The 26,684-nt window shown below is 61.8% G+C and carries 25 protein-coding genes; 3 read left to right on the top strand and 22 right to left on the bottom strand.

All coding sequences use genetic code 11. The features are described 5' to 3' along the window. Nucleotides 1-68 precede the first annotated feature (68 nt). The gene (gene recG / locus C3Y91_RS13745; protein ID WP_130686398.1) at nucleotides 69-2,174 is read left to right on the top strand and encodes an ATP-dependent DNA helicase RecG; all 2,106 of its coding nucleotides are present in this window, start codon (nucleotides 69-71) and stop codon (nucleotides 2,172-2,174) included. An 80-nt stretch (nucleotides 2,175-2,254) separates the two neighbouring features. On the opposite strand, the gene C3Y91_RS13740 is transcribed toward recG, so the two are convergent. From C3Y91_RS13740 to pcsA, 14 genes are all read right to left on the bottom strand, one after another. Next, nucleotides 2,255-2,962, bottom strand: a complete 708-nt coding sequence (locus C3Y91_RS13740) for a DUF502 domain-containing protein (RefSeq protein ID WP_012757426.1) — start codon at nucleotides 2,960-2,962, stop codon at nucleotides 2,255-2,257. 135 nt (nucleotides 2,963-3,097) lie between these two features. Next, a complete protein-coding gene (glmS, locus tag C3Y91_RS13735; protein ID WP_130686397.1) occupies nucleotides 3,098-4,924 on the bottom strand; it encodes a glutamine--fructose-6-phosphate transaminase (isomerizing) in 1,827 nt (608 codons plus the stop codon). 196 nt (nucleotides 4,925-5,120) lie between these two features. After that, nucleotides 5,121-6,482 carry a bifunctional UDP-N-acetylglucosamine diphosphorylase/glucosamine-1-phosphate N-acetyltransferase GlmU gene (glmU, locus tag C3Y91_RS13730; protein WP_130686396.1) on the bottom strand — a complete coding sequence of 454 codons (1,362 nt, stop codon included), beginning with the start codon at nucleotides 6,480-6,482 and terminating at the stop codon, nucleotides 5,121-5,123. A gap of 108 nt (nucleotides 6,483-6,590) precedes the next feature. After that, complete coding sequence (locus C3Y91_RS13725; protein ID WP_130686395.1) at nucleotides 6,591-7,376, bottom strand: FadR/GntR family transcriptional regulator; 786 nt, start codon at nucleotides 7,374-7,376, stop codon at nucleotides 6,591-6,593. Between the two features lie 16 nt (nucleotides 7,377-7,392). Beyond that, on the bottom strand, nucleotides 7,393-8,361 hold the full coding sequence (yjfF, locus tag C3Y91_RS13720; protein ID WP_130686394.1) for a galactofuranose ABC transporter, permease protein YjfF: 969 nt from the start codon (nucleotides 8,359-8,361) through the stop codon (nucleotides 7,393-7,395). Continuing rightward, a complete protein-coding gene (locus C3Y91_RS13715; protein WP_168251816.1) occupies nucleotides 8,358-9,371 on the bottom strand; it encodes an ABC transporter permease in 1,014 nt (337 codons plus the stop codon). Before C3Y91_RS13715 ends, yjfF begins: the two co-directional genes overlap by 4 nt. After that, a complete protein-coding gene (ytfR, locus tag C3Y91_RS13710; RefSeq protein WP_168575452.1) occupies nucleotides 9,368-10,891 on the bottom strand; it encodes a galactofuranose ABC transporter, ATP-binding protein YtfR in 1,524 nt (507 codons plus the stop codon). Before ytfR ends, C3Y91_RS13715 begins: the two co-directional genes overlap by 4 nt. A gap of 227 nt (nucleotides 10,892-11,118) precedes the next feature. Next, nucleotides 11,119-12,081: a galactofuranose ABC transporter, galactofuranose-binding protein YtfQ gene (ytfQ, locus tag C3Y91_RS13705; RefSeq protein ID WP_003559333.1), complete on the bottom strand. Its 963-nt coding sequence runs from the start codon at nucleotides 12,079-12,081 to the stop codon at nucleotides 11,119-11,121. A gap of 145 nt (nucleotides 12,082-12,226) precedes the next feature. Beyond that, on the bottom strand, nucleotides 12,227-13,303 hold the full coding sequence (locus C3Y91_RS13700; protein WP_130686392.1) for a BMP family ABC transporter substrate-binding protein: 1,077 nt from the start codon (nucleotides 13,301-13,303) through the stop codon (nucleotides 12,227-12,229). 52 nt (nucleotides 13,304-13,355) lie between these two features. Next, a complete protein-coding gene (locus tag C3Y91_RS13695) occupies nucleotides 13,356-14,276 on the bottom strand; it encodes an ABC transporter permease (protein ID WP_024321964.1) in 921 nt (306 codons plus the stop codon). Next, nucleotides 14,273-15,358, bottom strand: coding sequence for an ABC transporter permease (locus tag C3Y91_RS13690; RefSeq protein WP_130686391.1), 1,086 nt, complete (start codon nucleotides 15,356-15,358; stop codon nucleotides 14,273-14,275). The genes C3Y91_RS13695 and C3Y91_RS13690 overlap by 4 nt, the downstream gene beginning before the upstream one ends. After that, entirely contained in the window at nucleotides 15,348-16,916 is a 1,569-nt protein-coding gene (locus C3Y91_RS13685) for an ABC transporter ATP-binding protein (RefSeq protein WP_018069598.1), read from the bottom strand. Before C3Y91_RS13685 ends, C3Y91_RS13690 begins: the two co-directional genes overlap by 11 nt. A gap of 39 nt (nucleotides 16,917-16,955) precedes the next feature. Further along, nucleotides 16,956-17,936: a quinone oxidoreductase family protein gene (locus C3Y91_RS13680; protein ID WP_130675089.1), complete on the bottom strand. Its 981-nt coding sequence runs from the start codon at nucleotides 17,934-17,936 to the stop codon at nucleotides 16,956-16,958. Between the two features lie 9 nt (nucleotides 17,937-17,945). After that, nucleotides 17,946-18,674 carry a phosphatidylcholine synthase gene (gene pcsA / locus C3Y91_RS13675; protein ID WP_018069600.1) on the bottom strand — a complete coding sequence of 243 codons (729 nt, stop codon included), beginning with the start codon at nucleotides 18,672-18,674 and terminating at the stop codon, nucleotides 17,946-17,948. A gap of 347 nt (nucleotides 18,675-19,021) precedes the next feature. On the opposite strand from pcsA, the gene C3Y91_RS13670 reads away from it, so the two are divergent. Further along, nucleotides 19,022-19,834, top strand: a complete 813-nt coding sequence (locus C3Y91_RS13670) for a ferredoxin--NADP reductase (protein WP_018069601.1) — start codon at nucleotides 19,022-19,024, stop codon at nucleotides 19,832-19,834. A 140-nt stretch (nucleotides 19,835-19,974) separates the two neighbouring features. Here the strand turns inward: C3Y91_RS13670 and C3Y91_RS13665 are convergent, their stop codons facing one another. From C3Y91_RS13665 to C3Y91_RS13635, 7 genes are all read right to left on the bottom strand, one after another. Continuing rightward, the gene (locus C3Y91_RS13665) at nucleotides 19,975-20,595 is read right to left on the bottom strand and encodes a GntR family transcriptional regulator (RefSeq protein WP_018069602.1); all 621 of its coding nucleotides are present in this window, start codon (nucleotides 20,593-20,595) and stop codon (nucleotides 19,975-19,977) included. Nucleotides 20,596-20,821: 226 nt separating this feature from the next. Next, on the bottom strand, nucleotides 20,822-21,181 hold the full coding sequence (locus C3Y91_RS13660) for a VOC family protein (RefSeq protein ID WP_164568090.1): 360 nt from the start codon (nucleotides 21,179-21,181) through the stop codon (nucleotides 20,822-20,824). A gap of 73 nt (nucleotides 21,182-21,254) precedes the next feature. Then, a complete protein-coding gene (locus C3Y91_RS13655; protein ID WP_168575451.1) occupies nucleotides 21,255-22,457 on the bottom strand; it encodes an ABC transporter permease in 1,203 nt (400 codons plus the stop codon). Further along, entirely contained in the window at nucleotides 22,447-23,163 is a 717-nt protein-coding gene (locus tag C3Y91_RS13650; protein ID WP_003539566.1) for an ABC transporter ATP-binding protein, read from the bottom strand. Before C3Y91_RS13650 ends, C3Y91_RS13655 begins: the two co-directional genes overlap by 11 nt. Before the next feature lie 12 nt (nucleotides 23,164-23,175). Beyond that, entirely contained in the window at nucleotides 23,176-24,468 is a 1,293-nt protein-coding gene (locus C3Y91_RS13645) for an efflux RND transporter periplasmic adaptor subunit (RefSeq protein ID WP_130664561.1), read from the bottom strand. A 261-nt stretch (nucleotides 24,469-24,729) separates the two neighbouring features. Next, a complete protein-coding gene (locus tag C3Y91_RS13640) occupies nucleotides 24,730-25,104 on the bottom strand; it encodes a GFA family protein (protein WP_024321956.1) in 375 nt (124 codons plus the stop codon). Nucleotides 25,105-25,113: 9 nt separating this feature from the next. Next, nucleotides 25,114-25,323: a hypothetical protein gene (locus C3Y91_RS13635; RefSeq protein ID WP_018069607.1), complete on the bottom strand. Its 210-nt coding sequence runs from the start codon at nucleotides 25,321-25,323 to the stop codon at nucleotides 25,114-25,116. 378 nt (nucleotides 25,324-25,701) lie between these two features. Here C3Y91_RS13635 and C3Y91_RS38545 point away from each other — a divergent pair, with 378 nt between their 5' ends. Next, a complete protein-coding gene (locus C3Y91_RS38545) occupies nucleotides 25,702-25,881 on the top strand; it encodes a hypothetical protein (RefSeq protein WP_024321955.1) in 180 nt (59 codons plus the stop codon). Nucleotides 25,882-25,993: 112 nt separating this feature from the next. On the opposite strand, the gene C3Y91_RS13625 is transcribed toward C3Y91_RS38545, so the two are convergent. Next, the coding region (locus tag C3Y91_RS13625) for an ABC transporter ATP-binding protein (RefSeq protein WP_168575450.1) at nucleotides 25,994-26,684 on the bottom strand (691 nt) is incomplete at its 5' end.

The following is a 26,684-nucleotide window of genomic DNA, read 5'->3' as shown; positions in this document are numbered from 1 at the left end:
CTCTATAGACCCTGGAAAGCGGCTTGTCAGCCTTGCCAAGGCCGCATTGTTCATCGCATTTTGGCCGCATGCGCCCCGCCATTCTCGATCCTCTGTTTTCCCCCATTTCTGGCCTTCCGGGCGTCGGCCCGAAGATCGCCGACCTGCTGGTCAAGCTGCTCGGGCGCGAGACGCTGGAGGATTGCCGGGTCATCGATCTGCTCTTCCACGCGCCCTTTTCGCTGATCGACCGGCGCAACCAGCCTGGAATCGCCCGCGCGCCGCAGGGCGCGATCGTGACGATCACGGCGCGCGTTGACCGCCACCAGGTGCCGCCGGGCGGCAAAAGCAATATCCCCTACCGCGTCTTCCTGCATGACGAGACCGGCGAGCTGACGCTCGTCTTCTTCCGCGGACAGGCGGCGTGGCTGGAAAAGCAGCTGCCTGTTGACGCGGAGGTGACGGTCAGCGGCAAGATCGACTGGTTCAACGGCCGCGCCTCGATGGTGCATCCCGACTATATCGTCAGGGCCGACGAGGCGGAGAGCCTGCCGCTGGTCGAGCCGATCTATCCGCTGACGGCGGGACTTTCGCCGAAGACGCTGCGCAAGATCATCGACGCCGGCCTGCCGCGTTTTCCCGAGCTGCCGGAATGGATCGATCTGGCGCTGACGGAGAAACAAGGCCTGCCGTCGATCCGCGACAGTTTCCACATGCTGCACGAGCCGCGCGATCCCAGCAATATCGACCCGCAGGCCCCTGCCCGGCGGCGGCTTGCCTATGACGAATTCCTCGCCGGCCAGCTGTCGCTGAGCCTAGTGCGGCAGAGGCTGCGCAAGGTGGCCGGCCAGCCGGTCACTGCGACCGGCGCCATCAGCAGCAAGATCCTGAAAACCTTGCCCTTCTCGCTTACCGGCAGCCAGAACGAGGCAATCGCCGAGGTTTTGAAGGATATGGCCGGCAACGAGCGCATGCTGCGGCTGCTGCAGGGCGATGTCGGTTCCGGCAAGACGCTGGTGGCGCTGATGGCGATGGCGGCGGTGATCGAGAGCGGCGGCCAGGCCGTGCTGATGGCGCCGACCGAAATCCTGGCGCGGCAGCACCATGCAACGATCTCGAAATTCGCCGTCTCCGCCGGGCTCGGCATCGAGGTGCTGACCGGGCGCACCAAGGGACGCGAACGGGAGGAAATCCTGGAGCGAATCGCCTCGGGCGCCGCCCAGATCATCATCGGCACGCATACGCTGTTCCAGGACAGCGTCGCCTACGCCAATCTGATGCTTGCCGTCGTCGACGAGCAGCACCGTTTCGGCGTGCATCAGCGCCTGCGGCTGACCGCCAAGGGCCTCTCGCCGCATATGCTTGTCATGACGGCGACGCCGATCCCGCGCACGCTGGTGCTCGCCGCCTTCGGCGATATGGACGTCTCCAAGCTCACCGAGAAACCGGCCGGCCGCAAGCCGATCCAGACGATCACCGTGCCGATGGAACGGACCGGCGAAATCGTCGGACGGCTGCAAAGCGCAATCACCGAGGGCAAGAAGGCCTACTGGATCTGCCCGCTGGTCGAGGAGTCCGAAGAGCTCGACCTGATGTCGGCCGAGGAACGGCATGCAACGCTGGTCTCAGCACTTGGCCCCGGTATCGGCCTCATCCACGGTCGCATGAGCGGGCCGGAGAAGGACGCGGCGATGATGGCGTTCAAGAACGGCGAGACCCGGCTGCTCGTCGCCACGACCGTCGTCGAGGTCGGTGTCGACGTGCCGGATGCGACGATCATGGTGATCGAACATGCCGAACGCTTCGGCTTGGCGCAACTGCATCAGCTGCGCGGCCGCGTCGGGCGCGGAGACGAAGCCTCGACATGCATCCTGCTCTACAAGGGGCCGCTCGGCGAGACCGGCCATGCCAGGCTTTCGATCATGCGGGAGACGGAGGATGGCTTCCGCATTGCCGAGGAGGACCTGAAGCTGCGCGGTGAAGGCGAATTGCTCGGCACAAGGCAATCCGGCACGCCGGGCTTCCGCATCGCCAGCCTCGAGGCGCATGCCGACCTGTTGGAGATTGCCCGCAAGGATGCCGCTTACCTCATCGAGCGGGATCCGGAGCTGACCAGCGAAAGGGGAGCGGCGATCCGCACCCTGCTCTATCTCTTCCGCCGCGACGAGGCGATCCGTTTTCTCAGGGCTGGATAAAGCGCGCCGCGGCGCGCTTTAAGTCTCCTTCCATGCATGTCTTTATCCCAAAACCGCTGAACACTTTTGGGCGACATGCATCATTCAGCTTTGGAAACCGCCACCGGCTTCGGCCGCGGCAAATGCTTCTGCTTCGGATCAGCCGGCTTGTGTTCTGGCGCCACGAGCCCGCCTGAAATCAGGAACTTGGCGGCGTCTTCCGGCGACATATCGAGCATGACGATCTTCTCGCGCGGTACGAAGATGAGGAAGCCGGCCGTCGGCACCGGCGTCGGCGGCAGGAAGACGGCGACCATGTCCTGGCCCATCGCATTGAACTTCGAAGCGATTTCGCCCTTGGCGTCGGTGGCGATGAAGATCAGTGCCCAGAGGCCGGGACCCGGATATTCGATGAGGCCGACCTTCTTGAAGGAGTTCGCCTGTTCCTTCAGCACGGTTTCGAAAATCTGTTTCACGCTTCTGTAGATCGTGCGCACCAGCGGCATGCGCTGAACGATCGATTCGCCGAAACGGACGATGCTCTGGCCGATGAGGTTCTTGCCGAGGAAGCCGACGACGGTGATCAGCACGATGGCAATCAGCAGGCCGAAACCGGGAATGGCGAAATTGAGATAGCTTTCCGGATTCCAACGCGCCGGAATATAGGGCCGGACCCAGCTGTCCGACCAATGGATGAAGGTCCAGGTCAGCCAGATGGTAATCGCGATCGGCGCGCAGATGATCAGTCCTGCGAGAAAATTATTCCTCAGCCGGGTCGCGACCGGCATTCTGGGGGTGTTGTCGGTCATCGTTTCCTGATGATCTCCATCTCAGTCGTGGACAGGCCGGTACGCCGGCCCTTCCCCCTTGTCCGCGGACCAAAACTGCCAGAATTCGGGGCGTCGCACAATATGTTTCGGCGCGTAGGTCCCGGCGTTACAGGCTTATTCCACCGTCACGGATTTCGCCAGGTTGCGCGGCTGATCGACATCGGTGCCCATGAAGACGGCGGTGTGATAGGCGAGCAGCTGGATCGGCAGCGAGAAGATCATCGGCGCGATGATTTCATCGACCACAGGCAGGGTGATCGTCGCCATGGTCGGCAGTTTCGAAGCCGCTGCACCGGCCTCGTCGGTGATAAAGATGATGCGGCCGCCGCGGGCTGCGACCTCCTGCATGTTCGAGACGGTCTTTTCGAAGAAACGGTCGTAAGGGGCGATGACGATGACAGGCATGTTCTCGTCGATCAGTGCGATCGGTCCGTGCTTCAATTCGCCAGCGGCGTAACCTTCGGCATGGATATAGGAAATTTCCTTGAGCTTCAGCGCACCTTCCATGGCGAGCGGGAAGCTGGTGCCGCGGCCGAGATAGAGCACGTCCTTGCACTTCGACAGCTCGCGCGACAGGCTTTCCATCTGCGGCTGAATAAGGTTCAGCACCCGGCTCATGATGCGCGGCATTTCGGCGAGATGGCGCACCAGCGCCCTCTCCTCGTCAGCACTCACCGTGCCGCGCGCTTTGCCGGCGCCAATCGCCAGCGCTGCCAGCACGGCAAGCTGGCAGGTGAAGGCTTTGGTCGAGGCGACGCCGATTTCCGGGCCGGCCATGATCGGGAAGACGGCGTCGGATTCGCGCGCGATCGTCGATTCGCGAACATTGACGACGGCGCCGATCTTCAACCCGTTGTCGCGGCAATAACGCAAGCATGCCAGCGTATCGGCGGTCTCGCCGGACTGGGAGATGAAGAGTGCTGCCTGCGACGGCGACAGCGGCATTTCCCGGTAGCGGAACTCGGAGGCAACGTCGATCTCGACCGGCAGGCGAGCATAACGCTCGAACCAGTATTTGCCGACGAGGCCGGCGAGATAGGCAGTGCCGCAGGCCGAGATCGCAAGGCCGGTCACCGCCTTGAAGTCGATCGCGGCCGCATTGGCGCCGATCGTATTCTCGGCGAAATCGACATAATGGCTGAGAGCGTGAGAGATCACCTCCGGCTGCTCGTAGATTTCTTTTTCCATGAAGTGGCGGTGGTTGCCCTTGTCGACGACATAGGCGGTCGCCTGCGAGATCTGGCGGGCGCGTTTGACCGGCTTGCCGGCGAAATCGAGCACCGCGACGCCGTCGCGGGTGAGGACGGCGAAATCGCCGTCGACGAGATAGGTGATCTCGTTGGTGAAGGGCGAAAGCGCGATCGCGTCCGAGCCGAGGAACATCTCGCCGCGGCCATAGCCGACGGCGAGCGGCGGGCCGGAACGGGCGGCCATGATCGTGTCGGGATCGGCCTTGAGCATGATGGCCAGCGCATAGGCGCCGGTCACCCGGTTCAGCATCTTCAGCATGGCGGCGCGCGGCTCCAGGCCTTCGCGCAGGTATTTCGCCATCAGATGGGCAACGACTTCGGTGTCGGTCTGGGTTTGGAAGACCGAACCCTCTTCGGTCAGTTCGTCGCGAAGCTCGGAAAAATTCTCGATGATGCCATTATGGACGACGGCGACGCCTTCGACGAAATGCGGATGGGCATTGGTCTCGTTCGGAACGCCATGGGTCGCCCAGCGCGTGTGGGCGATGCCGACGATGCCGGGCAGCGGTTCGCTGTCGAGGCGCTTTTCCAGATTGAACAGCTTGCCCTCGGCGCGGCGGCGATCCATCACGCCGTCATGAATTGTGGCGACGCCGGCGGAATCGTAACCGCGATATTCGAGACGCTTCAGCGCATCGACCAGGCGCCCGGCAACAGGCGCAGTTCCGACGATCCCCACAATGCCGCACATATAGTATCCCCACTCGAGCATTTCCTGAATCCGGAAATGCTCTTCTGTTTGTCTTTGCGCAATTCCGGACGCAAAACCGCTGCGCACTTTTGCTGGAATTGCTCTAGGCTTCGATGAGGCCAGTCCTAACGATTCCTGCTTATTTCTCAATCACCTCGGCGGTCACTTTCAATTTCCGCCGGTTACGCAAGGCCGGTCAGGCTTTCGCCTTATTCGCCGCCTTGATGGCGAGCGCACGCTCGCGCAGCAGCGTCGCGCGGCCGGGCTTGATCTCCTGCCGGGCACGGCCGAGCGCCAGCGCGTCGGCCGGCACGTTGGCGGTGATGACGCTGCCGGAGGCGATATAGGCGCCGTCGCCAATCGTCACCGGCGCGACCAGCGAGGAATTGGAACCGATGAAGGCGTTTTCGCCGATCACCGTCTCGCTCTTGTTGACGCCGTCATAGTTGCAGGTGATCGTGCCGGCACCGATATTGCTGCCGGCGCCGATGACGGCATCACCGATATAAGTCAGGTGGTTGACCTTGGCGCCCTCGCCGAGCCGGCCATTCTTGACCTCGCAGAAATTGCCGACCTTCGAACCGGTGCCAAGATCCGCACCCGGCCGCAGTCGCGCAAAGGGCCCGACGGTCGCGCCCTGGCTGACATGGGCGCCCTCGATATGCGAGAAGGCATGGATGACGGCGCCGCTGTCGATAACAGTACCAGGGCCGAAGACGACGTTCGGCTCGATCAACGCATCCTGGCCGATGACGGTATCGTAGGAGAGAAAAACCGTTTCTGGCGCGATCATGGTGACGCCTGAAAGCATCATCTGGTGGCGGCGACGCTCCTGCCAGAAACGCTCGATCACGGCGAGTTCGGCACGGGTGTTGCAGCCGGTCATCTCGATCTCGGGAGCATCGACGGCGGTGACGCGTCCGCCGAGCGAACGGGCGATCTCGACGAGATCGGTCAGGTAGAATTCGCCCTTGGCATTGGCATTGCCGATGCGCGTGAGAAGATCGAGCGCCTTTCTGCCGTTGATCGCCATCAGTCCGCTGTTGCACCAAGTGACGGTGCGCTCGGCATCGGTCGCATCTTTCTCCTCGCGGATGGCGATGAGTTCGCCGTCCTTGACAAGCAGGCGGCCGTAGCCGGTCGGGCGGTCGGTGTGGAAACCGATGACGACGACATCGCTGCCATCGGCAAGGCCCTGGCGAGCGGCCTTCAGCGGTCCGTCGGTCTGCAGCGGCACGTCGCCATAGGTGACGAGAATATCGTCATAGCCCTTGGCGATCGCGTCGCGCGCCGCCTGCACTGCATGGCCGGTGCCGAGGCGTTCCTTCTGCAGATAGGATTCGATGCTGACGCCGCCGATGCTCGCCGCCTTTGCCACGTCCTCGGCATCACGGCCGACGACAAGGGCGACGGACGAGATGCCGGCGGAGGCGACCGCCTCGACCACATGGGCGATCATCGGCCGTCCGGCGACCGGATGCAGCACCTTCGATTTCGAGGATTTCATCCGCGTGCTGTCACCGGCGGCAAGGATGACGGCAAGACAAGTGCGTTCCATGATTTGCTCCGCGAATCCGCGCCATGAGGCGGCTTTATCGCCTCATACTGCAAAAATCCCTAAATCGGAATCGATTTAAGGATAAATCGCTGTCGATATGCAAAGCCTTCACAAAGGTGAAATTGCGGCCGAAATCGATCCTATGACGGCCTCGGAACCGCGGGCCGCGAAGGCTTCGTGCACATGAATGCGACCGTCCAGGATGACGTCCTCCATCGCACGGCGCGCGGCGGCGTTATCGCCGGACACGATCGCATCGACGATGCGCATATGGGTGTCGGCGATATTGGCGAAGCCGTTTTCGGTTGGCGGCGTGCTCATCCGGAACATGCCGACGAGAGCCGCTTCGATGAGGCTGCCCAGTGTCCGCATGAAGGGATTGTGCGAGGCTTCGGCGATCGCCAGGTGAAAATGAAGGTCGGCGAGTGCCAGGCTGTCGGCCGTATGACCCGCCGCTGCCATCTCGAGCGCCAGCCCGCGCAGCGTCTCGATCTCCTCGGCATTCGCCCGTTCAGCGACGAGACCGGCGGCGAAGGGTTCGAAGGCGAGGCGAATATCGTAGAGTTGCAACAGGAATTCTTCCGTCACGCCGTTGTCGAAGTGCCAGGCGATAATCTCGCTGTCGAACATGTTCCAGAGATTCTTCTCGGTCACACGCGTGCCGACCCGGGCCTTGGCGACGACCATGCCCTTGGCGGCGAGCGTCTTCATCGTCTCGCGCAAGACCGTGCGGGACACTTTGAAACGCTGCGCCAGTTCCGTATCGCCCGGCAGGATCGAGCCGACGGGATAGGTGCCGGCGACGATCGCCTTGCCGAGCTCGTCGACGACCTGAGCGTGGCTCGTCCGGGTTCTGCGCCCCGTCTTGCGTGTCTCGTCCAATTTGTAGCGCAAGCGATCCGTCTCCCCCTCAGGCGTACCTCTTGTTCAGACTGGAAATGAACAGGATGGCTTTCTGCATCAGGATGAATGCAAACAGCAGAAGACCAATCAGAATCTTGGTCCACCAGCTCGACAGCGTACCATCGAAGGTGATGTAGGTCTGAATGAGCCCCTGGATCAGGATCCCGATCAAGGTTCCCGCCACGAATCCCGCTCCTCCGGTCAGCAGCGTCCCCCCAATGACCACCGCCGCGATGGCATCGAGTTCGACGCCGACTGCTGCAAGAGAATATCCGGCAGAGGTGTACAGCGAAAAAACGATCCCGGATAGGCCCGCCAGAAAGCCCGACAGCGCATAGATCTGGATTGTCGTGCGGCCGACCGGCACGCCCATCAGCCGCGCCGTCTGCGGACCGCCGCCGAGTGCATAGACATTGGTGCCGAAGCGGGTGCGCTGGGCGATGAAGATGCCGACGGCAAAGACCAGAAGCATGATGCCGCCGATCAGCGTCAGCCGCCCGCCGCCGGGCAGACGATAGTAGAGGCTCGTCAGCGTCGAATAATATTCGTGATCGATCGGGATGCTGTCGATCGAGAGCACGAAGGCCATGCCGCGTGCCAGGAACATGCCGGCAAGCGTGACGATGAAGGCCGGCATTTCGAGATAATGGACGATCGCGCCCATGATACCACCAAAGACAGTGGTGATGACGAGCACGATCGCGAAAGCGAGCAGCGGATGGATCGAGGTGTTCTGCAGGATCACCGCGAGGAAGACGCCGGTAAAGGCGATGACCGAGCCGATCGACAGATCGATGCCGCCCGAAATGATGACGAAAGTCATGCCAACGGCGGCAATGCCGAGAAAGGCGTTGTCGGTCAAAAGATTGCCGATGACGCGCGTCGACAGAATGTTCGGATATTGCAGCGCGCAGCCGGCATAGGCGAGCACGAAGATGACGATGGTCGCAAGCAGCGGCAGGTATTTGGAGTTCATTTCGGCTGCTCCCTACCGCCCTGCCGGCGGCTGGCGAAGATGGCGAGCGATTGCACCGCCGGCGACTGGATGACGAGGATGACGATAATGATGACGGCCTTGATGATCAGGTTGAATTCAGGTGGGAAGCCGGCGGACAGGATGCCGGTATTCACCGCCTGGATGATCATCGCGCCGATCAGCGATCCGAGAATGCTAAAGCGGCCGCCGAGCAGCGAATTGCCGCCGACGACGACGGCGAGGATGGCGTCGAGTTCCAACCATAGGCCGGCATTATTGGCATCGGCGCCCTTGATGTCGGCTGCGACGATGATGCCCGCGATCGAGGCGCAGAGCCCGCTCAGCATATAGACCGCCATCAGCAGCACCGGCGTTTGAATGCCGGAGAGCGTGCTGGCGCGGCGATTGATGCCGACGGCCTCGATCAGCATGCCTAGCGCCGTGCGGCGGACGAGCAGGATGACGAGCAGGCCGACGAGAAGCCAGATGACGACAGGCATCGGCAGGAGCAGCAGCGAACCGCTGCCGAAGAAGGTGAGGCCATCATTATTGAAGGTCAGGATGGCGCCTTCGGTGATCAGCTGGGCGATGCCGCGGCCGGCGACCATCAGCACTAGCGTCGCGATGATCGGCTGGATATTGAGGACCGCCACCAGGAAACCGTTCCAGACACCGCAGGCAAGCCCGATCGCAAGCGTCAGGATAATGGTATAAGAGACTGAATTTCCAGAGACAATCGATGACGCGGCAACGGCGCCGCAGATGGCGATGACCGCACCGACGGACAGGTCGATGCCCTTGGTGGCGATGACCAGCGTCATGCCGATCGCCAGCAGCGCCACCGGCGCGCCGCGGTTCAGCACGTCGATCAGGCTGCCATAGAGGCGGTCATTCTGAACCACGACATTAAAAAACTGCGGGGACGTTATGAAATTCAACAGAAGAATGACAACGAGCGCAATTAATTGCGGCGCCAGGCGATATGCCAGCGCTTTCAGCGAGGACCTCATGCATCCTCCATCTTGTGTTCAGCGGCGGCGATGGCTTCGACGATGCCGGCAGCGGTGATACGCTCGCCTGTCAGTTCGGCGATATGCTGTCTGTCGCGAAGTACGATGACACGTGAACTATAGGCGACAAGCTCTTCAAGTTCCGAGGAAATCACGATGAGCGACATGCCACCGGCGCAGAGCTCTTCGATGAGCCGGATGATCTCGGCATGGGCACCGACATCAATGCCGCGGGTCGGCTCGTCGAGGATCAGAAACTTCGGATTGGTCGCCAGCCAGCGGGCGAGGATCGCCTTTTGCTGATTGCCGCCTGACAGTAGCCGGATCGGCTTCTCGCGATCGGTGGTGCGGATATCGAGCGCCTTGATGTAGCGGTCGGCAAGCGTGTTCTGTTCGGCGCGCGACAGCGGCCGCGTCCAGCCGCGGCGGGCCTGGAGCGCAAGTGCGATGTTCTCCCTGATCGACAGGTCGCCGATGATGCCATCGGTCTTGCGGTCCTCGGGGCAGAAGCCGAAACCCTTTGCGATCGCGGCGCGCGGGCTCGAAATCGTCACCGGCTGGCCGTCGATCGTGGCGCTGCCGCTGTCGGCATGCTCGATGCCGAAAAGCAGTTCGGCGGTTTCGGTGCGGCCGGAACCGAGCAGCCCGGCGACGCCGACTACTTCTCCGGCGCGCACTTCAAGGTCGAAAGGTTTGACCTTGCCGCGTTTGCCATAGCCTGAAAAGCGGTAGCGGACGTCGCCGGCCGCAAGGCTGCGTTCCCTGACAGTCTCTTCGACATGCGCCAGCTCGCGGCCGAGCATCATGGCGATCAGGCCCTGGCGCGGCAGATCGGCGGCGTCGCGGGTGCCGACGAGCTTGCCGTTGCGCAGCACGGTAATGCGGTCGCTGATCGCATAGACCTGCTCGAGAAAATGGGTGATGAAGACGATGCCCAGGCCGCGCTTCTTCAGGTCGTCGATGATGCGGAAGAGCAGCGCCACCTCCTGGTTGTCGAGACTTGCCGTGGGCTCGTCGAGGATCAGCACCTTGCCTGAGAGATCGACGGCGCGGGCGATGGCAACCACCTGCTGGACAGCGACGGAAAAACGGCCAAGTTCGGCGGTAACGTCGATATCGATGCCGTAGCCGGTGAGCAGATCGCGCGCCTTGCGGTTCATTGCGCGCACGTCGGTCATGCCGAACCGTCTTGGCTGGCGTCCGAGAAAGAGGTTTTCGGCGACGCTTAGATTGGCCAGCAGGTTGACCTCCTGGTAGACCGTGCCGATGCCGAGCTTCTGGGCGGCGAGCGTATTGGCCGGATTGATTTCCTGGCCGTCGAGCGCCAGGCTGCCTTCATCACGATGATAGGCGCCGGTGATGCACTTGATCAGCGTCGACTTGCCGGCGCCGTTCTCGCCCAGCAATGCGTGCACCTCGCCTCTGCGGAGCGTGAAATCGACCTTATCCAGCGCCACCGCGCCAGGAAAGAATTTCGATATTCCGGAGGCCGCGAGAACGTTCTCGAAATCGTGAGTCATAAGGGTCTGTTTTCCTGATATTGACGGCAAAAGCCGCGCCGCGGCCGGACATGATGTCCCAAGGCGGCGAGGCAGTTCCGCACCGGTCCATGACGGGCCGGTGCGGTTCTACAGCGCCGCCTGGTCTTTTGAGACGCATAAGGACGCTGTAGCGCTTTGAATTGCTGCATGATTTGTCCCGAAATCGAATTCCGATTTAAGGAATTATGCAGCAGTGTCACATCAGATCAGTAGCCCTGACCCTTCTTCTCTTCGTAGACCTTCATCGGCTCGTCGGCAGGCGTGTAGAGCTTCGACTCGGTCTGGATCCATTTGGCCGGAGCCTTCTTGTCCTTCAGATAGGCTTCGAGCGCATCGAAGGCCGGACCTGCCATATTCGGCGTCAGCTCGACCGTGGCATTGGCCTCGCCTTCGGACATGGCCTTGAAGATATCGGGCACGGCGTCGATGGAGACGACGAGGATATCCTTGCCGGGCTTCAGGCCGGCTTCCTTGATCGCCTGGATGGCGCCGACGGCCATGTCGTCGTTATGGGCGTAGAGAGCGCAGATATCCTTGCCGCCATTCTCGGCCTTCAGGAAGCTTTCCATGACTTCCTTGCCCTTGGTGCGGGTGAAGTCACCGGTCTGGCTGCGAACGATCTTGAGGTTGTCGTGGCCGGCAAGGGCCTCTTCGAAGCCCTTCTTGCGGGCGATGGCCGGCGACGAACCGGTTGTGCCCTGAAGTTCAACGACATTGCACTTCTTGTCGCCGACGGTCTTGACCAGGAAGTCGCCTGCGACCTTGCCTTCATGGACCAGGTCCGACGTAACAGCCGTCAGATAGAGATCGTCCGGAGCCTTGATGGTACGGTCGAGAAGGATGACCGGAATCTTGGCTTCCTTGGCTTCCTTGAGAACGTCGTCCCAGCCGGTTTCAACGACCGGAGCAATGAGAATGGCATCGACGCCCTGAGCAATGAAAGAGCGCAGAGCCTTGATCTGGTTTTCCTGCTTCTGCTGCGCATCGGCAAACTTCAGATCGATGCCGCGCTTCTTGGCCTGCTCCTTGGTCACGGTCGTTTCAGCCGCACGCCAGCCCGATTCCGAGCCGATCTGCGAGAAGCCGACAGTGAGGCCGGCGGCTGAAGCCGAACCGAACATGCAGGCAGCCAGAATCGTGGCACTCAAAAGTGCAGTCTTCAATTTCATGATTTCCTCCCAATGCCGCATCTCGCGGCGCAGGGGTCAAAAAATCATATAGTATTACTTTTGTAAATCGGAATCTTGGGATGCATTGCAGCAAAAAAGAGCGCCCATTAGGGGCGCTCTTCGCATCTGCGAGATGGCTACGGGATTATTTACCCGGCAGCTTATCGTCGACGCCTTCGACATAGAAGTTCATGCCGAGCAGGGTGCCGTCATCGGCCTTCTCGCCGGCCTTCAGCCAGGGCGTTCCGTCCTGCTTGTTGATCGGTCCGGTGAAGGGATGCAGTTCGCCTGATTTGATCTTGGCTTCGGTTTCCTCGGCCATCTTCTTCACGTCGTCGGGCATGTTGGTATAGGGCGCCATCTTCAGGATGCCGTCCTTCAGGCCGTCCCAGCTCTGCTCGGACTTCCAGGTGCCATCCAGAAGAGCGTGAACGCGCTTGGAGTAGTAGGTCCCCCAAGTGTCGACAATTGCCGTCAGCTGAGCCTTCGGGCCTACTGCGATCATGTCGGAGGCCTGACCGAAGGCGTGGATGCCGCGTTCTTCGGCCACCTGCATCGGCGCGGTCGTGTCGGTGTGCTGCGTCAAGACGTCGACGCCCTGGTCGACCATCGCCTTGGCGGCATCGGCTTCCTTGCCGGGGTCGAACCAGGTGTTGACCCAGATGACCTTCAGCTTGAAGCTCGGATCGACCGACCTGGCGCCCTGCTCGAACGAGTTGATGCCCATCACGACTTCGGGAATCGGGAAGGAGGCGATATAGGCCGCGCCGTGATTCTTCGAGGTCTTGGCGGCGATCTGGCCGAGGATGTAGCGGCCTTCATAGAAGCGGGAATTGTAGGTCGCAAGGTTCGGGCCGGCCTTGTAGCCGGTGCCATGCTCGAACTTGACCTTCGGGAACTTGGCGGCGACCTTCACCGTCGCATCCATGAAGCCGAAGGACGTCGTGAAGATCAGCTTGCAGCCGGAACGGGCAAGGCGCTCGATGGCGCGCTCGGCATCCGGGCCTTCCGGGACGTTTTCGAGGTAAGGCGTGTCGATCTTGTCGCCGAACTCGGCCTGGACCTGCTGGCGGCCGAGATCGTGGGCCTGCGAATAACCGCCGTCGGTATGCGAACCGACGTAGACGAAGCAGACCTTGGTCTTGTCCGCGGCGTGAGCAGCGGAAGAGATGCCGATCACGGCGGCAGCCGAGGCGGCAAGTGTGAATGCTAACTTCTTCATGGGGACCCCTGTTGGTTTGAAGTTATTGCGGAAACCCGTCTTTGTTGTTGCTTTATCGCTCCGGCACGAAGGCTTTTCCGAGCGACGCGGGCGTGTTGATCAACGTCGTGCGGCGATTATGGGAAATGATGATGAGAACCACAATAGTCGCGGCATAGGGCAGCATCGAAAGGTACTGCGAGGGAATGCCGAGACCGAAGGCCTGCGCGTGAAGCTGCAGGATGGTGACTGCGCCGAAGAGATAGCCGCCGGCAAAGACCCGCCACGGCCGCCAGGAGGCGAAGACCACCAGCGCCAACGTGATCCAGCCGCGGCCGGCTGACATGTTCTCGGCCCATTGCGGGGTGTAGACGAGCGAAAGCTGCGCCCCGGCAAGACCGGCGCAGGCGCCGCCGAACATCACCGCCAGATATCGCGTGCGGATGACATGAATGCCGAGCGCGTGGGCCGAACCGTGATTGTCGCCGATCGCCCTGAGCTTCAGCCCGGTCCGGCTGCGAAACAGAAACCAGCTGACGCCGACCACGAGCGCGATCGACAGGTAGAAGATCAAGTCCTGCCTGAAGAGAACATGGCCAACGACCGGAAGATCCGACAGGACCGGAATGACGATCTCTCCCAGCCGGATGCCGGGCATGCCGACATAGGCTTCGCCAAGCATGCCTGAGGCGCCGAGGCCGAGAAGGGTGAGCGCCAGACCGGTCGCCACCTGGTTCGCCACCAGGGTCAGCGTCAGGAAGGCAAACAGAAGAGAGAAAAGCGCGCCTGCCGCAATGCCGCAGACGATGCCGACATAGGGCGAGCCCGACATCTGCGCGCCGGCAAACGCGGCAACCGCGCCCATGATCATCATGCCCTCGACACCGAGATTGAGAACGCCGGAACGCTCGGCCACGAGTTCACCGAGTGCGGCGATGACGAGCGGCGTCGAGGCGGTGATGACAGTCAGCAGAATGGCTTCGAAGATGCTCATGCCACCCTGCCCCTTAGCCGCGACCAGACAATGCGGATTTTGTAATAGATCAGCGTATCGCAGGAGAGCACGAAGAAGAGCAGCAGGCCCTGGAAGACGCGGGTGACCTTGTCGGAAACGCCGAGCGAAAGCTGGGCGGCCTCGCCGCCGAGATAGGTCAGCGCCAGCACCAGGCCGGATGCGATGATGCCGAGCGGATTGAGGCGGCCGAGGAAGGCGACGATGATGGCGGTGAAGCCGTAGCCCGGCGAGATCGCCGGCTGCAGGTGGCCGATCGAGCCCGAGACCTCGGCTATCCCGGCAAGGCCGGCAAGAGCGCCCGAGAAGAGAAAGCTGAACCAGATCATCTTCTTCGACGAAAAGCCGGCAAAGCGCCCTGCCCGCTCCGATTGGCCGAGCACGACGATCTCGAAGCCTTTCAGCGTATAGCGCAGCATGAACCAGACGCCGATTGCGGCGACAATGGCGAAGATGAAGGCCCAATGGGCGCGGCCGGACTCTTCCCAGATCGCCGGCAGCACGGCCTCCGGTGCGAAATCACGGGAAACCGGAAAGTTGAAGCCCTTCGGATCGCGCCAGGCGCCGCGGATCAGCCAGTCGAGGAAGAGCTGGGCGATATAGACCAGCATCAGTGACGTCAGGATCTCGTTGGTATTGAAATGCGCTTTCAGCAGCGCCGGAATGGCGGCGAAAAGCGCACCGCCGAGCGCGCCAAGGATCAGCATCAGTGGCAGCACGAGCGGCGAATGCCAGTCGTAAAAGACGATCGGCAGATAGGAACCGGTAATGGCGCCGATGGTGAACTGGCCCTCGGCGCCGATATTCCAGTTATTCGACCGGTAACAGACTGCCAGGCCGACGGCGATCAGGATCAGAGGGGCGGCCTTGATCGCCAGCTCGTGCAGCGACCAGACCTCGAGCAGCGGCTCGATGAAGAAGGCGTCGAGTGCCTCGACCGGGTCCTTGCCGAGCATGGCGAACATGATGGCGCCGAATACCAGCGTCAGGACAAGGGCAAGCAGCGGCGAGACGAAGGCGAAGAGCTTCGAGACGTCGGGCCGTTTTTCAAGTTCAATGCGCATGGGGCGCCTCCGGGGCAGAGCTGCTCTCGTGCAGTCCGCCCATCAGCAGTCCGATCCTTTCCCGCGTCAGTTCGCCGGCCGGGAACGGGCGGGAAAGACGGCCTTCGCAGATGACGGCAATATCGGTCGCCACTTCGAAGATCTCATCGAGATCCTGGCTGATGACGACGACGGCTGAACCAGCTCTTGCGAGATCGACGAGCGCCTGGCGAATGCGGCTTGCAGCCCCGGCATCGACGCCCCAGGTCGGCTGGTTGACGACGAGTACTGCCGGCTGACGGTCGAGCTCGCGGCCGACGATAAACTTCTGCAGGTTTCCGCCGGACAAGGAGCCGGCCGCCGGGTCATCGCCGCTCTTGCGGACATCCATGGCCTCGGAAATGCGCCTTGCGGCAGATTTCACCGCAGCGTGACGGATGATGCCGAGCAGGCCCAGAAACGCCTTGCGGTCCGACTGGCTGCGGGCAAGGACGAGGTTGTCCGACAGTTTCATGGCGGAGACGGCGGCATGGCCGTGGCGCTCCTCCGGCACGAAGCCGGCGCCGAGAAGACGGCGGGCGGTAATGCCCTGATTGCCCACGTGCTTCTTGCGGATGACGATCGCCTCGGCCGAGGCGACCGGATATTCGCCGGACAGGGCGTCGAAGAGCTCGCTCTGCCCGTTGCCGGCGACCCCGGCAATGGCGAGGATCTCGCCGGAGCGCACAGCCATCGACACATCACGCAGCGGCATGGCGAAGGGGGTGCGCGCGGCGACGGAAAGGTTTGCCACGGCAAGCTGAACCTCGCCCTTGTCGCTGCGCTCCGGATGCGTCACGGTCGCCACCTCGCTGCCGACCATCATGCGGGCGAGCGAGGCCGGCGTTTCGTGCTTGGGATCGCATGCGCCGGTCACGCGCCCATGGCGCAGGACGGTGGCGCGATCGCAGATGCGCTGCACCTCTTCCAGGCGGTGGCTGATATAAAGAACCGAACGCCCCTCGGCGCGCAGTTTGAACAGCGTCTCGAACAGCTTGTCGGCTTCCTGCGGCGTCAGCACCGAGGTCGGCTCGTCGAGGATGATTAGCTTCGGGTTCTGCAGCAGCGCACGGACGATCTCGATGCGCTGGCGCTCGCCGACCGAGAGATCGGCGACATGGGCATGCGGATCGAGCGGCAGGCCGTAGGCCACCGACAGCGCCCTCGCCTCCTCGGCGATTTTGTCGATCGGGATGGCGTCATCGAGCGACAGGGCGATGTTTTCGGCAACCGTCAGCGCCTCGAACAGCGAAAAATGCTGGAAGACCATGCCGATGCCGAGCTTGCGGGCCTCCCCTGGCGATGCGATCGCGACCGGCTGGCCCTGCCAGAGGATATGCCCGCCCGTCGGCTCGAGAACGCCGAACAGCATCTTCACCAGGGTGGATTTACCTGCACCATTTTCGCCGAGAAGCGCATGAATTTCGCCCGGCGCGATATCGAGATCGATTTCATTGCAGGCTGCAAAGCCACCGAAGAACTTCGTCAGCTTCTGGACCGATAATAACGCACCGGAATCCGGCACATTCAATGGCGACACGTTCCCCTCATTTCTTCTGCCAACCGGTCCGTTCGGATCTCATGGAATCAGCAGCGTCGTTCCTGTTGTTTTTCTTGTTTCCAGATCCGCGTGAGCCTGCCCAACCTCACGCAACGGATAGGTTTGATTGATATTGATACGCACTTTGTTGCTTTGCACAATATCAAATAGCGCTTTCGCACTGTCGATCAGTTCCTGGCGCGCGGCGATATAGGTGAAGAGCGTCGGCCGCGTCGCAAAGAGCGAGCCCCGCTGCGCCAGCATCGCAAGGGTGAAATTCTCGATCGGCCCGGAAGATTGGCCGAAGGAGGCAAAAAGGCCGCGCGGCTTCAGACAATCGAGCGACTGTGGAAAAGTATCGCGGCCGATCGAATCGTAGACGACATCCACGCCCTTGCCGCCGGTGATTTCGCGGACACGGTCGACGAAGCTGTCGCTCTTGTAGTTGATCACATGGTTGTAGCCGTGGGCGAGCGCCAGCTCGATCTTGTCTTCCGAGCCCGCCGTGCCGATGACTGTGGCGCCGAGCGCCTTTGCCCACTGGCCGGCGATCAGGCCGACGCCGCCGGCAGCAGCGTGGAACAGCAGGACCGTCTCAGGGCCGACCTTGAAGGTGCGGTTCAAGAGATATTCGGCGGTCATGCCCTTCAGCATCATCGCCGCCGCCGTTTCGAGCTCGATGCCTTCGGGCACCTGCACCAGATGCCGCGTCTCGATATTGCGTTCAACGCTATAGGCGCCGTCGGCGCCGGCATAGGCGACACGGTCGCCGACCTTGAAATCCTCGACGCCGGGACCGATCGATGTCACGGTGCCAGCGCCCTCCTTGCCGGTGACGAAGGGCAGATGCGGCACCTTGTAGGTGCCGTTGCGGAAATAGACGTCGATGAAATTGAGCCCGATTGCCGCCTGCCTGATCTGCACTTCCCCGGTCGACGGCGGCGGAAGATCGATCTCGACATAGTCGAAAACCTCCGGTCCGCCCGTTCTCGAGAATGAAACCGCCTGCGTTTTGGTCATCAGCCTATCCTAAGCTTCGCGTCCAAGGGCGGGAAAGAATTGCAGCACCGCGCCGATGACGTAAAGATAGATTCCGGTCACGATGAAGAGAATGAGCGCCCATTCGGGCGTGTCGAAATGCATCAGCAGCGAAAAAATCCCGAGCGCCGACCACAGGAAAAAGACGCCGAGATTGAGCGGGCGCAGCCTTTTGACCCGAACCGGGTGGAGGAAATTGATCGGCAGGAAGGTCAGCACCACCGAGACGATGACAACAGTGAGCGCCGTCGTGGCGCTGGCATCGATGACGAACAGCGTGAAGACGATCATGTTCCAGACGACGGGGAAGCCGGAGAAGAAATACTCGTCCGTCTTCATGCCCATATCGGCATAGTAGATGGCGCTGGAGACGACGATCATGCCGGCGGCGACGAAGGACCAGGGCTCGCCGATCATGCCGCTCTGATAAAGCGCGAAGGCCGGCAGAAGCACATAGGTGACGTAATCGATGATATTGTCGAGCGTATCGCCCGACCAGTTCGGCAGCACTTCCTTGACGCGCACCTTGCGGGCAATCGGGCCGTCTATGCCATCAACGAGAAGGGCGAGGCCCAGCCACCAGAACATGTCGATGAAGCGGTGCTCGGCGGCGGCAACGACGCCGAGAAAGGCAAGGAAGGAGCCGGAGGCCGTCAGGATATGGACGGAAAAGGCGCGCATCTCCGCATAAGGAACACGCTTGTAGTTGAAAATCTTCATATTCCCCCGACCGCCCTATCGCGCCCGCCCCGGCAAGCATCTTTTTTTTCGCTACCATCGCCGAACCCTGTTGCTGAATCGGGTTCGACGCCGTAGGTCTTTGTTGTCGCACCGTTTTTGCCGAAAACCGGCATCCGTTTCCGGCGTGCTGCTCTAATATGCATCCTTTGCCGGGCTTCGCCAGCGGGAAATACGACATTCCCCGCCAGCCATTGAATCCTGACAATGACATGCATATTTCCCTTTAGAAGCGTCGCGTGGAATGGAATGCCTTTAATTCCGGCCCGATTTGTAATATCTCGCTCGCATCCGACTGTTCATCCGACGAAACGGGATCCGCTACCGAAATGAACGCGCCTGCAAAGACCGAAGACTTCGCCTTGTCCATCCCCGCCGGCGTCTATGCCGAGACGGTGCTCGATGTCACGCACTATACCGACCGGCTCTTCCGATTTACGATGACCCGGCCGCAGGGCTTCCGTTTCCGTTCCGGCGAATTCGCGATGATCGGCCTGATGGTCGAGGGCAAGCCGGTCTTCCGCGCCTATTCGATCGCCAGCCCCGCCTGGGCCGAAGAGCTTGAATTCTTCTCGATCAAGGTGCCGGACGGTCCGCTCACCTCACATCTGCAGGCGATCAAGCCGGGCGACCAGGTGCTGATGCGCAAGAAGCCGACGGGCACGCTGGTGCTCGATGCGTTGACGCCCGGCCGTCGTCTCTACATGTTCTCGACGGGAACGGGCATTGCGCCTTTCGCCAGCCTGATCCGCGATCCCGAGACCTATGAGAAGTTCGAGGAAGTCATCCTCACCCATACGACACGCGATGTCGCCGAGTTGAAATACGGCTTCGACCTCGTACACGAGATCCAGAATGACGAGCTGCTGAAGGAAGTCGTCGGCGACAAGCTGCGCCACTATCCAACAGTCACGCGCGAGGATTTCGAATATCGCGGCCGCATCACCGACCTGATCTCCTCCGGCAAGCTGTTCACCGATCTCGGCGTGCCGCCGCTCGATCCGGCAATCGACCGCGGCATGATCTGCGGCTCCTCGGCCATGCTGAAGGATACCAAGGAACTGCTCGAAAAGGCCGGCCTCGATGAAGGCGCCAACAGCAAGCCTGCCGAATTCGTCATCGAGCGCGCTTTCGTCGGCTAAAGCATTTCTGACAATCTGATCTGTCAACGGCTCCGGAAACGGGGCCGTTTCTACAGCGCCGCGCGTCTTTCAGACGCGCAAAGGACGCTGTAGCGCTTTGAATGCTGCATAATTCCTTAAACCGATTTCGGTTTAAGGAATTATGCAGAGGCCTGGCTGAGGTAATCGATCAGCACCGCCATGGTGGTACGCGCCTCATCCGGCCTGCCCTGATGGATGGCGCGGATGACGGCGACGTGCAGCGAGATGGAGCGATCCATGCGCTCCGGGCTTGCGGTGGAGTACCAGAGGCGACGTGAATGCGTCTGCACCGGACCGAGTGCTGCCGTGATGAAGCCGTTCGGACAAGCAGCCTCGAGGATTTCGTCGAAGGCCTTGTCGGCAGCGAAGAAGCCGGCGAGATCGCCGCTGACGGCGCATTCCTCCATCGCGCGGGCGCAGTCGAGGAGACGCGCGCGCTGTTCGTCGCTCGCATGTTCAGCGACAAGGCTTGCCGCGATCGGCTCCAGCTCGCGGCGCACCTGCATGACATTGCCATGATCCTCAGGCGCGATCTCGGCGACCTGCAGCCCGACACGCGGCTTCACCAGGATCAGTCCCTGCCAGGCGAGCTTCTGGATTGCCTCGCGCACCGGCGTACGCCCGTGGCCCGCCATATCGATCAGCTGTTTTTCAGTGACCAGCGCGCCGGGTTTCAGCGCCAGCGTGACGATCAGATGCTCCAGCGCGAGATAGGCAAGATGGCTCTGAGAAGTCTGCAAAACGGAGCTCCGTCGCCAAGTCTGATATATCACATAGTGACACGGTCAAAAACCGAAGACAAGTCGGCATTGAAATATCAGAATAGAGACAGATAGATAACATAGGTGAGGCTACCGAAAACCGGCGAGACATTGACGTCTGCGCCGTGAAGGCTCCTGCCACCCGCCCCGGCCTGCTGAGGCACACCGCCTCGCCTACGTCATCAGGGCCGGCGCTACCCCTTGGTCACCGCTTGCGAAACGCCCGACTGGAAACCGAGATCGAATTTTGACACGGGTCTTTTGCATTGGCGAACAGATAACCATCGGCTTTATGGATGGCACCGAACTTGAGGCCATTCTCCGCGCATCGTCTGCAAAAAGCCTCGACATCCTCCACGTCAAAGACCAGCTTGACGGTGGATTGGCCGCTCCGCTGGCCCTTCGCGGCCTGGTGCAGCATGATATTCGCACCGCCGTCCTGAGCGACCAGTTCAATGATCCTGTCGCCAGGCAGGCTGGTTGCCTTGAAACCGAAGTGCTTCTCATAAAAGCGCGCCGTTTCCTCGACGTTGCCGGCGTAGATCACCAGCCTGTTGAGCGGCATGATGCTGACCTCCGATAGCGGTTGCGTTCGATTAATAGGAGTAGAGAGACATCATGCGCTTTGCCATGACGCATTATTCGTGCCGCAGCGCCTCGATGGGGTTCAACTGCGCGGCCCTTCTCGCCGGGAAATAGCCGAAGATCATGCCGATCGCCGCCGAGAAAAGAAAAGCGACGGCGACCATCAGGGGGCTGAAGACGAAGGGCACTTTCAGCAGCGTCACGGCGCCGAAACCGAGGCTGAGCCCCAGCACGATCCCGGTGATGCCGCCGAACAGCGACAGCGCCACCGCTTCGACCAGGAACTGGGTGAGCACCTGGTTCTCGAGCGCGCCGATCGCCAGGCGGATGCCGATTTCGCGGGTGCGCTCAGTGACGGAGACCAGCATGATGTTCATGATGCCGATGCCGCCGACGAGCAGGCTGATCGCAGCGACGGCGCCAAGCAGGCCGGTCAGCAGTGTCGTCGTGCCGGTCATCGCCTCGGCGATCTGCGTCATGTCGTTGACGTTGAAATCGTCCTGGCGGCCGGGCACGATCTTGCGGCGCTCGCGCAGGAGATTTTCGACGTCCGATTGAACCTTGGCTGTGGAGACGCCGTCGCGCGCCGAGATGATGATCTGCGGCACATTGCTGTTGCCGCTGATGCGCCGCTGAAACACCTTGACCGGCATGATGACGACATCGTCCTGGTCGTTGCCCATGCCGGACTGGCCGCGTTTGGCAAGCACGCCGATGACCGGGCACGAGACCTTGCCGACGCGGATCTGCTGGCCGCTGGGGTCGGCGCTGCCAAAGAGCTGCGAGCGCACCGTTTCGCCGATGATGCAGCGTGCCTGGCCGCGTTCCTCGGCGGGGGTGAAATTGCGGCCGAGCGCCAGGTTCCAGTCCTGCGCGATGAAATAATCGTTGGTGGTGCCGGAGACGCTGGTCGAATGGTTCTGGCCACCGAAAATCACCGTCGCCGTCGACTGGCTGAGCGGCGCCACCGCTCGCAGACCGGTGATCTGATCACGGATGGCCGCGACATCCTTGACGCTGAAACGCTTGGCCTCGGAGCTCGCCCGGCCGGGGCCGAACTGGCCGGGGCGGACGAACAGCATGTTGGTGCCGAGCCGCGACAGCTCGGTCGAGACTTGCGCGGTGGTGCCGTTACCGATTGTCACCAGCGCGATGACGGCGGCAACGCCGATGACGACGCCGAGCACGGTCAGGAACGAGCGCAGCATATTGCGGCTGATGGCCCGCAGCGCCAGCTTCAGCGTCTCAAAGAACATGATCCGCCCTCCTCCGGTGCTCGACCTCAGTCTCCAGCTTGCCGTCGACGAAACGCAGCAGCCGCTGCGCATAGGCAGCGATATCGGGCTCGTGGGTGACCATGACGATGGTGATGCCCTGCTCGCGGTTCAGCCGCGTCATCAAATCCATGATCTCGACGCTGGTCTTCGTATCGAGATTGCCTGTGGGCTCGTCGGCCAGCAGCAGCGCCGGCTCGGTGACTATGGCGCGGGCGATGGCGACGCGCTGCTGCTGGCCGCCTGACAGTTCCTGTGTCTTGTGATGTTCGCGCCCGGTGAGGCCGACGAGCGCTAAGGCCTCGCGGGCTCGCTCGCGCCGCTCGCGCACCGCCATGCCGCGATAGATCAGCGGCAGCTCGACATTTTCGACGGCCGAGGTGCGCGACAGGAGGTTGAAGCCCTGGAAGACGAAGCCGAGCATGTGGCGGCGCAGCAGCGTCAGCTGGCTGCGGTCGAAGCCGCTGGTCGGAATGCCCTCGAAGATGTAGTCGCCGGCACTCGGCACATCGAGGCAACCGAGAATGTTCATCGCCGTCGACTTGCCGGAGCCAGACGGCCCCATGATCGCGACGAATTCATGGGCGTTGATCGCAAGGTCGACGTGGTCGAGCGCGCGGATCGCCGCCTCGCCCTCGCCGTAGATTTTCGAGACCTGCCTGAATTCGATGAGCGGCGGGCTTGCCATCCGTCTCTCCGCCTAATTCGCACGCGTCGTGGCGTCGGTCACCAGTGCGTCGTTTTCCTTGATGTCGCCGGAGACGACCTGGGTGAACTGGCCGTCGGATGAACCGACCTGGATGACAACAGGCGCCGGGCGACCGTTGCGCAGCACCCAGACGCGGCGCTCAGCGCCCTTCAGCGCCGGACCGGCATTGTTGTTGCGCTGGCGCGGCGGGCCGAAGAGGCCGAAAATACCGCGGCCGCGCCTTTCCGCCTGTGCCGGGGCGTAGCGCAGCGCCGCGTTCGGCACCATCAGCGTGTCCTTGACAGCCTCAACGGTGACATCAGCCGTTGCCGTCATGCCGGGGCGCAGCAGCAGATCGGCATTATCGACCGACAGGACCGCCTTATAGGTCACGACATTGTTGACCACTTCGGAGGCGAAGCGGATCTGCTCGATCTCGGCGGGAAAGGTGCGGTCGGGATAGGCGTCGACTGTGAATTTCGCCTTCTGGCCGACAGCGATCTGGCCGACATCGGCCTCGTCGACATCAACCTGTAGCTCCATCTTCTTCAGGTCGCCGGCGATGGTGAAAAGGATCGGCGCCGAAAGCGAGGCTGCGACCGTGGCGCCCGGATTGACGGAGCGTGTGAGGATGACGCCGTCAATCGGCGATATGATTTTCGCTTTGGCGAGATTGACCTCAGCCAGTTGCAGGTCGGCTTCCGAGGCCAGGACCTCGGCCTCGTTGATCTGCTTGGCGGCGACGGCGGAATCATATTTGTAACTGGCGTCGTCGAGGCTCTGCTGGGTGGAGACGTTGCTTCTGACCAGGCTCTTCAACCGCTCGAGCGAGGTACCTGCCGATTGCATATCGGCATTGGCCTTGACGACGTTCGCCTTGGCCGAATTGAGCTTGGCGCGCGAGCTCTTCACATCCGCCTCGAGCTTGTTGGTATCGAGGAGAGCGAGCACTTCGCCTGATGTGACCGTGCTGTTGTAATCGACGTTGACGTCGCGAACCGTGCCGGAAAGCTCGCTTGATATGTCCACCTGCTCGGTCGGCTGCACGGAGCCGGTGGCAGTGACGAGCACCGTCAGGTCACCGCGTTTTGCCGGCTGGGTGTCATAGCTCAATTCGCTTTGCCCACGGCCCATATAGAAATAAGCGGCGACTGCGGCAGCAGCGATGAGGATCAGCAGGATGAGCAGGCGTCCGCGCCAGCGGCTGCGCTTGCCCTGCCGTCCCGATGCAGCAAGGACCGCCGCGAGATCGGACGCTGCGCCTGTCTTTGCTCCGGTTTCGCTGCCGCTTACGATCTTGTTCATGTCGTCCTCAATCAGTCAGTGGCCGCTTGCGGCCTCTGCGACGAAATAATCACAGTGCAGATGAACCGGCGATTAGCGTTGCCGCCGAACTGGCACGGAATTGCGGATGGGTGAAATGAAATATTGGTAAGGAAAGTCAAGTTTCGGTGCGCTTGAGCATGTCGCGCAAAACTGTGCAGCGGTTTTGCGATAACGACATGCGGCAAATCAAAGATCTAAAGCGTGGCAAGCGATCTCGATCGCGACGCGCTTCAGCGCCCATCAATTCGTATCCTCGGCAAATTGGCCGGCGCCGGGCAAAGGATGCAGCCACGGTTCACGCCGCTTGATCCAGACTTCATAGCCAGGCGCAAGGTCGGTCGGCGGAGTGTCGAGGGACCCAAGGCGGATTTCCGCCTCGTCTTCCCTGAGGCAGAAAAGCCTGCCGCCGCAGGTGGGGCAGAAGCTGCGGCCGGCGAAAGTGGCGATCTCGCCGCTGTGGGAAAAAGCCTGGCGCGGCCAGACCGCGAAGAAGACGAAGGCGGAGCCGCTCGATTTGCGGCAATCGGCGCAGTGGCAAAGGCCGGTGCGCAACGGCTCGCCCTCCACACGATAGGCGACCGCCCCGCAAAGGCAGCTTCCGGTTCGGATCCTCATGGTGGGCCGTCAGGCGTCGAGATTGGTCGGCAGGCTCGGCGGGCGCCGCTTTGCGGCCATCAACAGGTCGAGTTCGGTGGCCGATGGGCCGAACTTGTCGTAGAGGCGCTTTGCCTCCTTGTCGTCCAACCGGTATTTCCTGGCAAATTCGCCGATGCTGTAGGGGCGGCCACGCAACACTCTTCGCGCCGGGGTCGCCGTATTCGGTGCGTCGGTCATAGGTTTCTCCTTTCGTCACGTCCCCTTTAAGCTAGTGCGACCTGTCGATTTGGAAAGAGCCGGCGCGCCTCGTCCAGGCTTCAGGCATGGGGGAATGCGGTTGTTTTCCTGGAACCTTTTCGCCGTTATGCGCATTTTCGGACCGAGGTTGCGGGCCGCGCCAAGCGGACGCGGCGGTGCTGGAGAACATCGGGATTTTTCCGCTTTCTCCCGATGGTCAACGAAATGGCAGTCGAGCTCCCGACCCGCCCGGTTCGCTTCCTTATCTCCTTCTTTTCGAGCGGAGATCACGAAATATTAAAATCCGGAACACATCCGCTGGGAGCCGGTTTTCCCATCGAGGTCGACGTGGCCTCGTTCAAACCCAAGGAGAACCGAATGGCAAACCAAGGTGGAACCCATGAACAGCACGTCAAAGCTGGACAGCAGAGTCACAAGAACGACTCTAATGCCCGCAGCGCCTCAGTTGGCCGCGACGCGCAGTCCAGCGGAACCCGCGGCGGCAGCCATGAACAGCATGTAAAGGCTGGCCAACAAAGCCACAAGAACAGCCACTAAAGCTCTGTTCTTATATGAAATTCGGCCCGCGCTTCGGGGCGGGCCTTTGTTTTGGGCTTGTTACACGCATGTCGTTATCGCAAAACCGCTGCACACTTTTGCGCGCCATGCTTTAGGACAGACGCCGGCCGTCCTCGCCGAAGAGGTGCAGTACGTCGGGATCGAGATGCAGCGGCAGGCTGTCGCCTGATTTCATCCGCTGCTGGCCGGCAAAGACAGCGATCAGCTTCTTCCCGCCTGCGTCGGCATGAACCACCGTCTCCGAGCCCAGCTCTTCGACAAGGGTGACGCGAGTGTCCAGCCTGCTCGCTGAGCCCTCGCCGGCAAGCGTGATATGTTGCGGGCGGATGCCGATGCTGACCCTTTCGCCAGCCGGGCGGGCCTCCTTGGCAATGACGGAAAGTCGATGGCCGCCGACGGTTTCGACCTCAGCGAAGCCGCCCCCGTGACCAACAATCGCACCTTCGAGGAAATTCATGTGCGGCGCGCCGATGAAGCCGGCGACGAAGCGGTTGGCCGGCTTGTTGTAAAGTTCCAGCGGTGTTCCCACTTGCTCGATCCTGCCGCTTCTCAAGACGACGATGCGGTCGGCAAGCGTCATCGCCTCGACCTGATCATGGGTGACATAGATCATCGTCGCCTTCAGGCGGGCGTGAAGGGCCGCCAGTTCGGCCCGCATGCTGACCCTGAGTTCGGCGTCGAGATTGGATAGCGGCTCGTCGAGCAGGAAGGCATCCGGCCGCCGCACGATGGCGCGGCCGATCGCCACGCGCTGGCGCTGGCCGCCGGAGAGCTGGCTCGGA

The sequence above is a fragment of the Rhizobium ruizarguesonis genome, from assembly GCF_012349115.1.
Taxonomy (GTDB): domain Bacteria; phylum Pseudomonadota; class Alphaproteobacteria; order Rhizobiales; family Rhizobiaceae; genus Rhizobium; species Rhizobium ruizarguesonis.
This window is presented reverse-complemented; position numbering and strand designations above follow the sequence as displayed.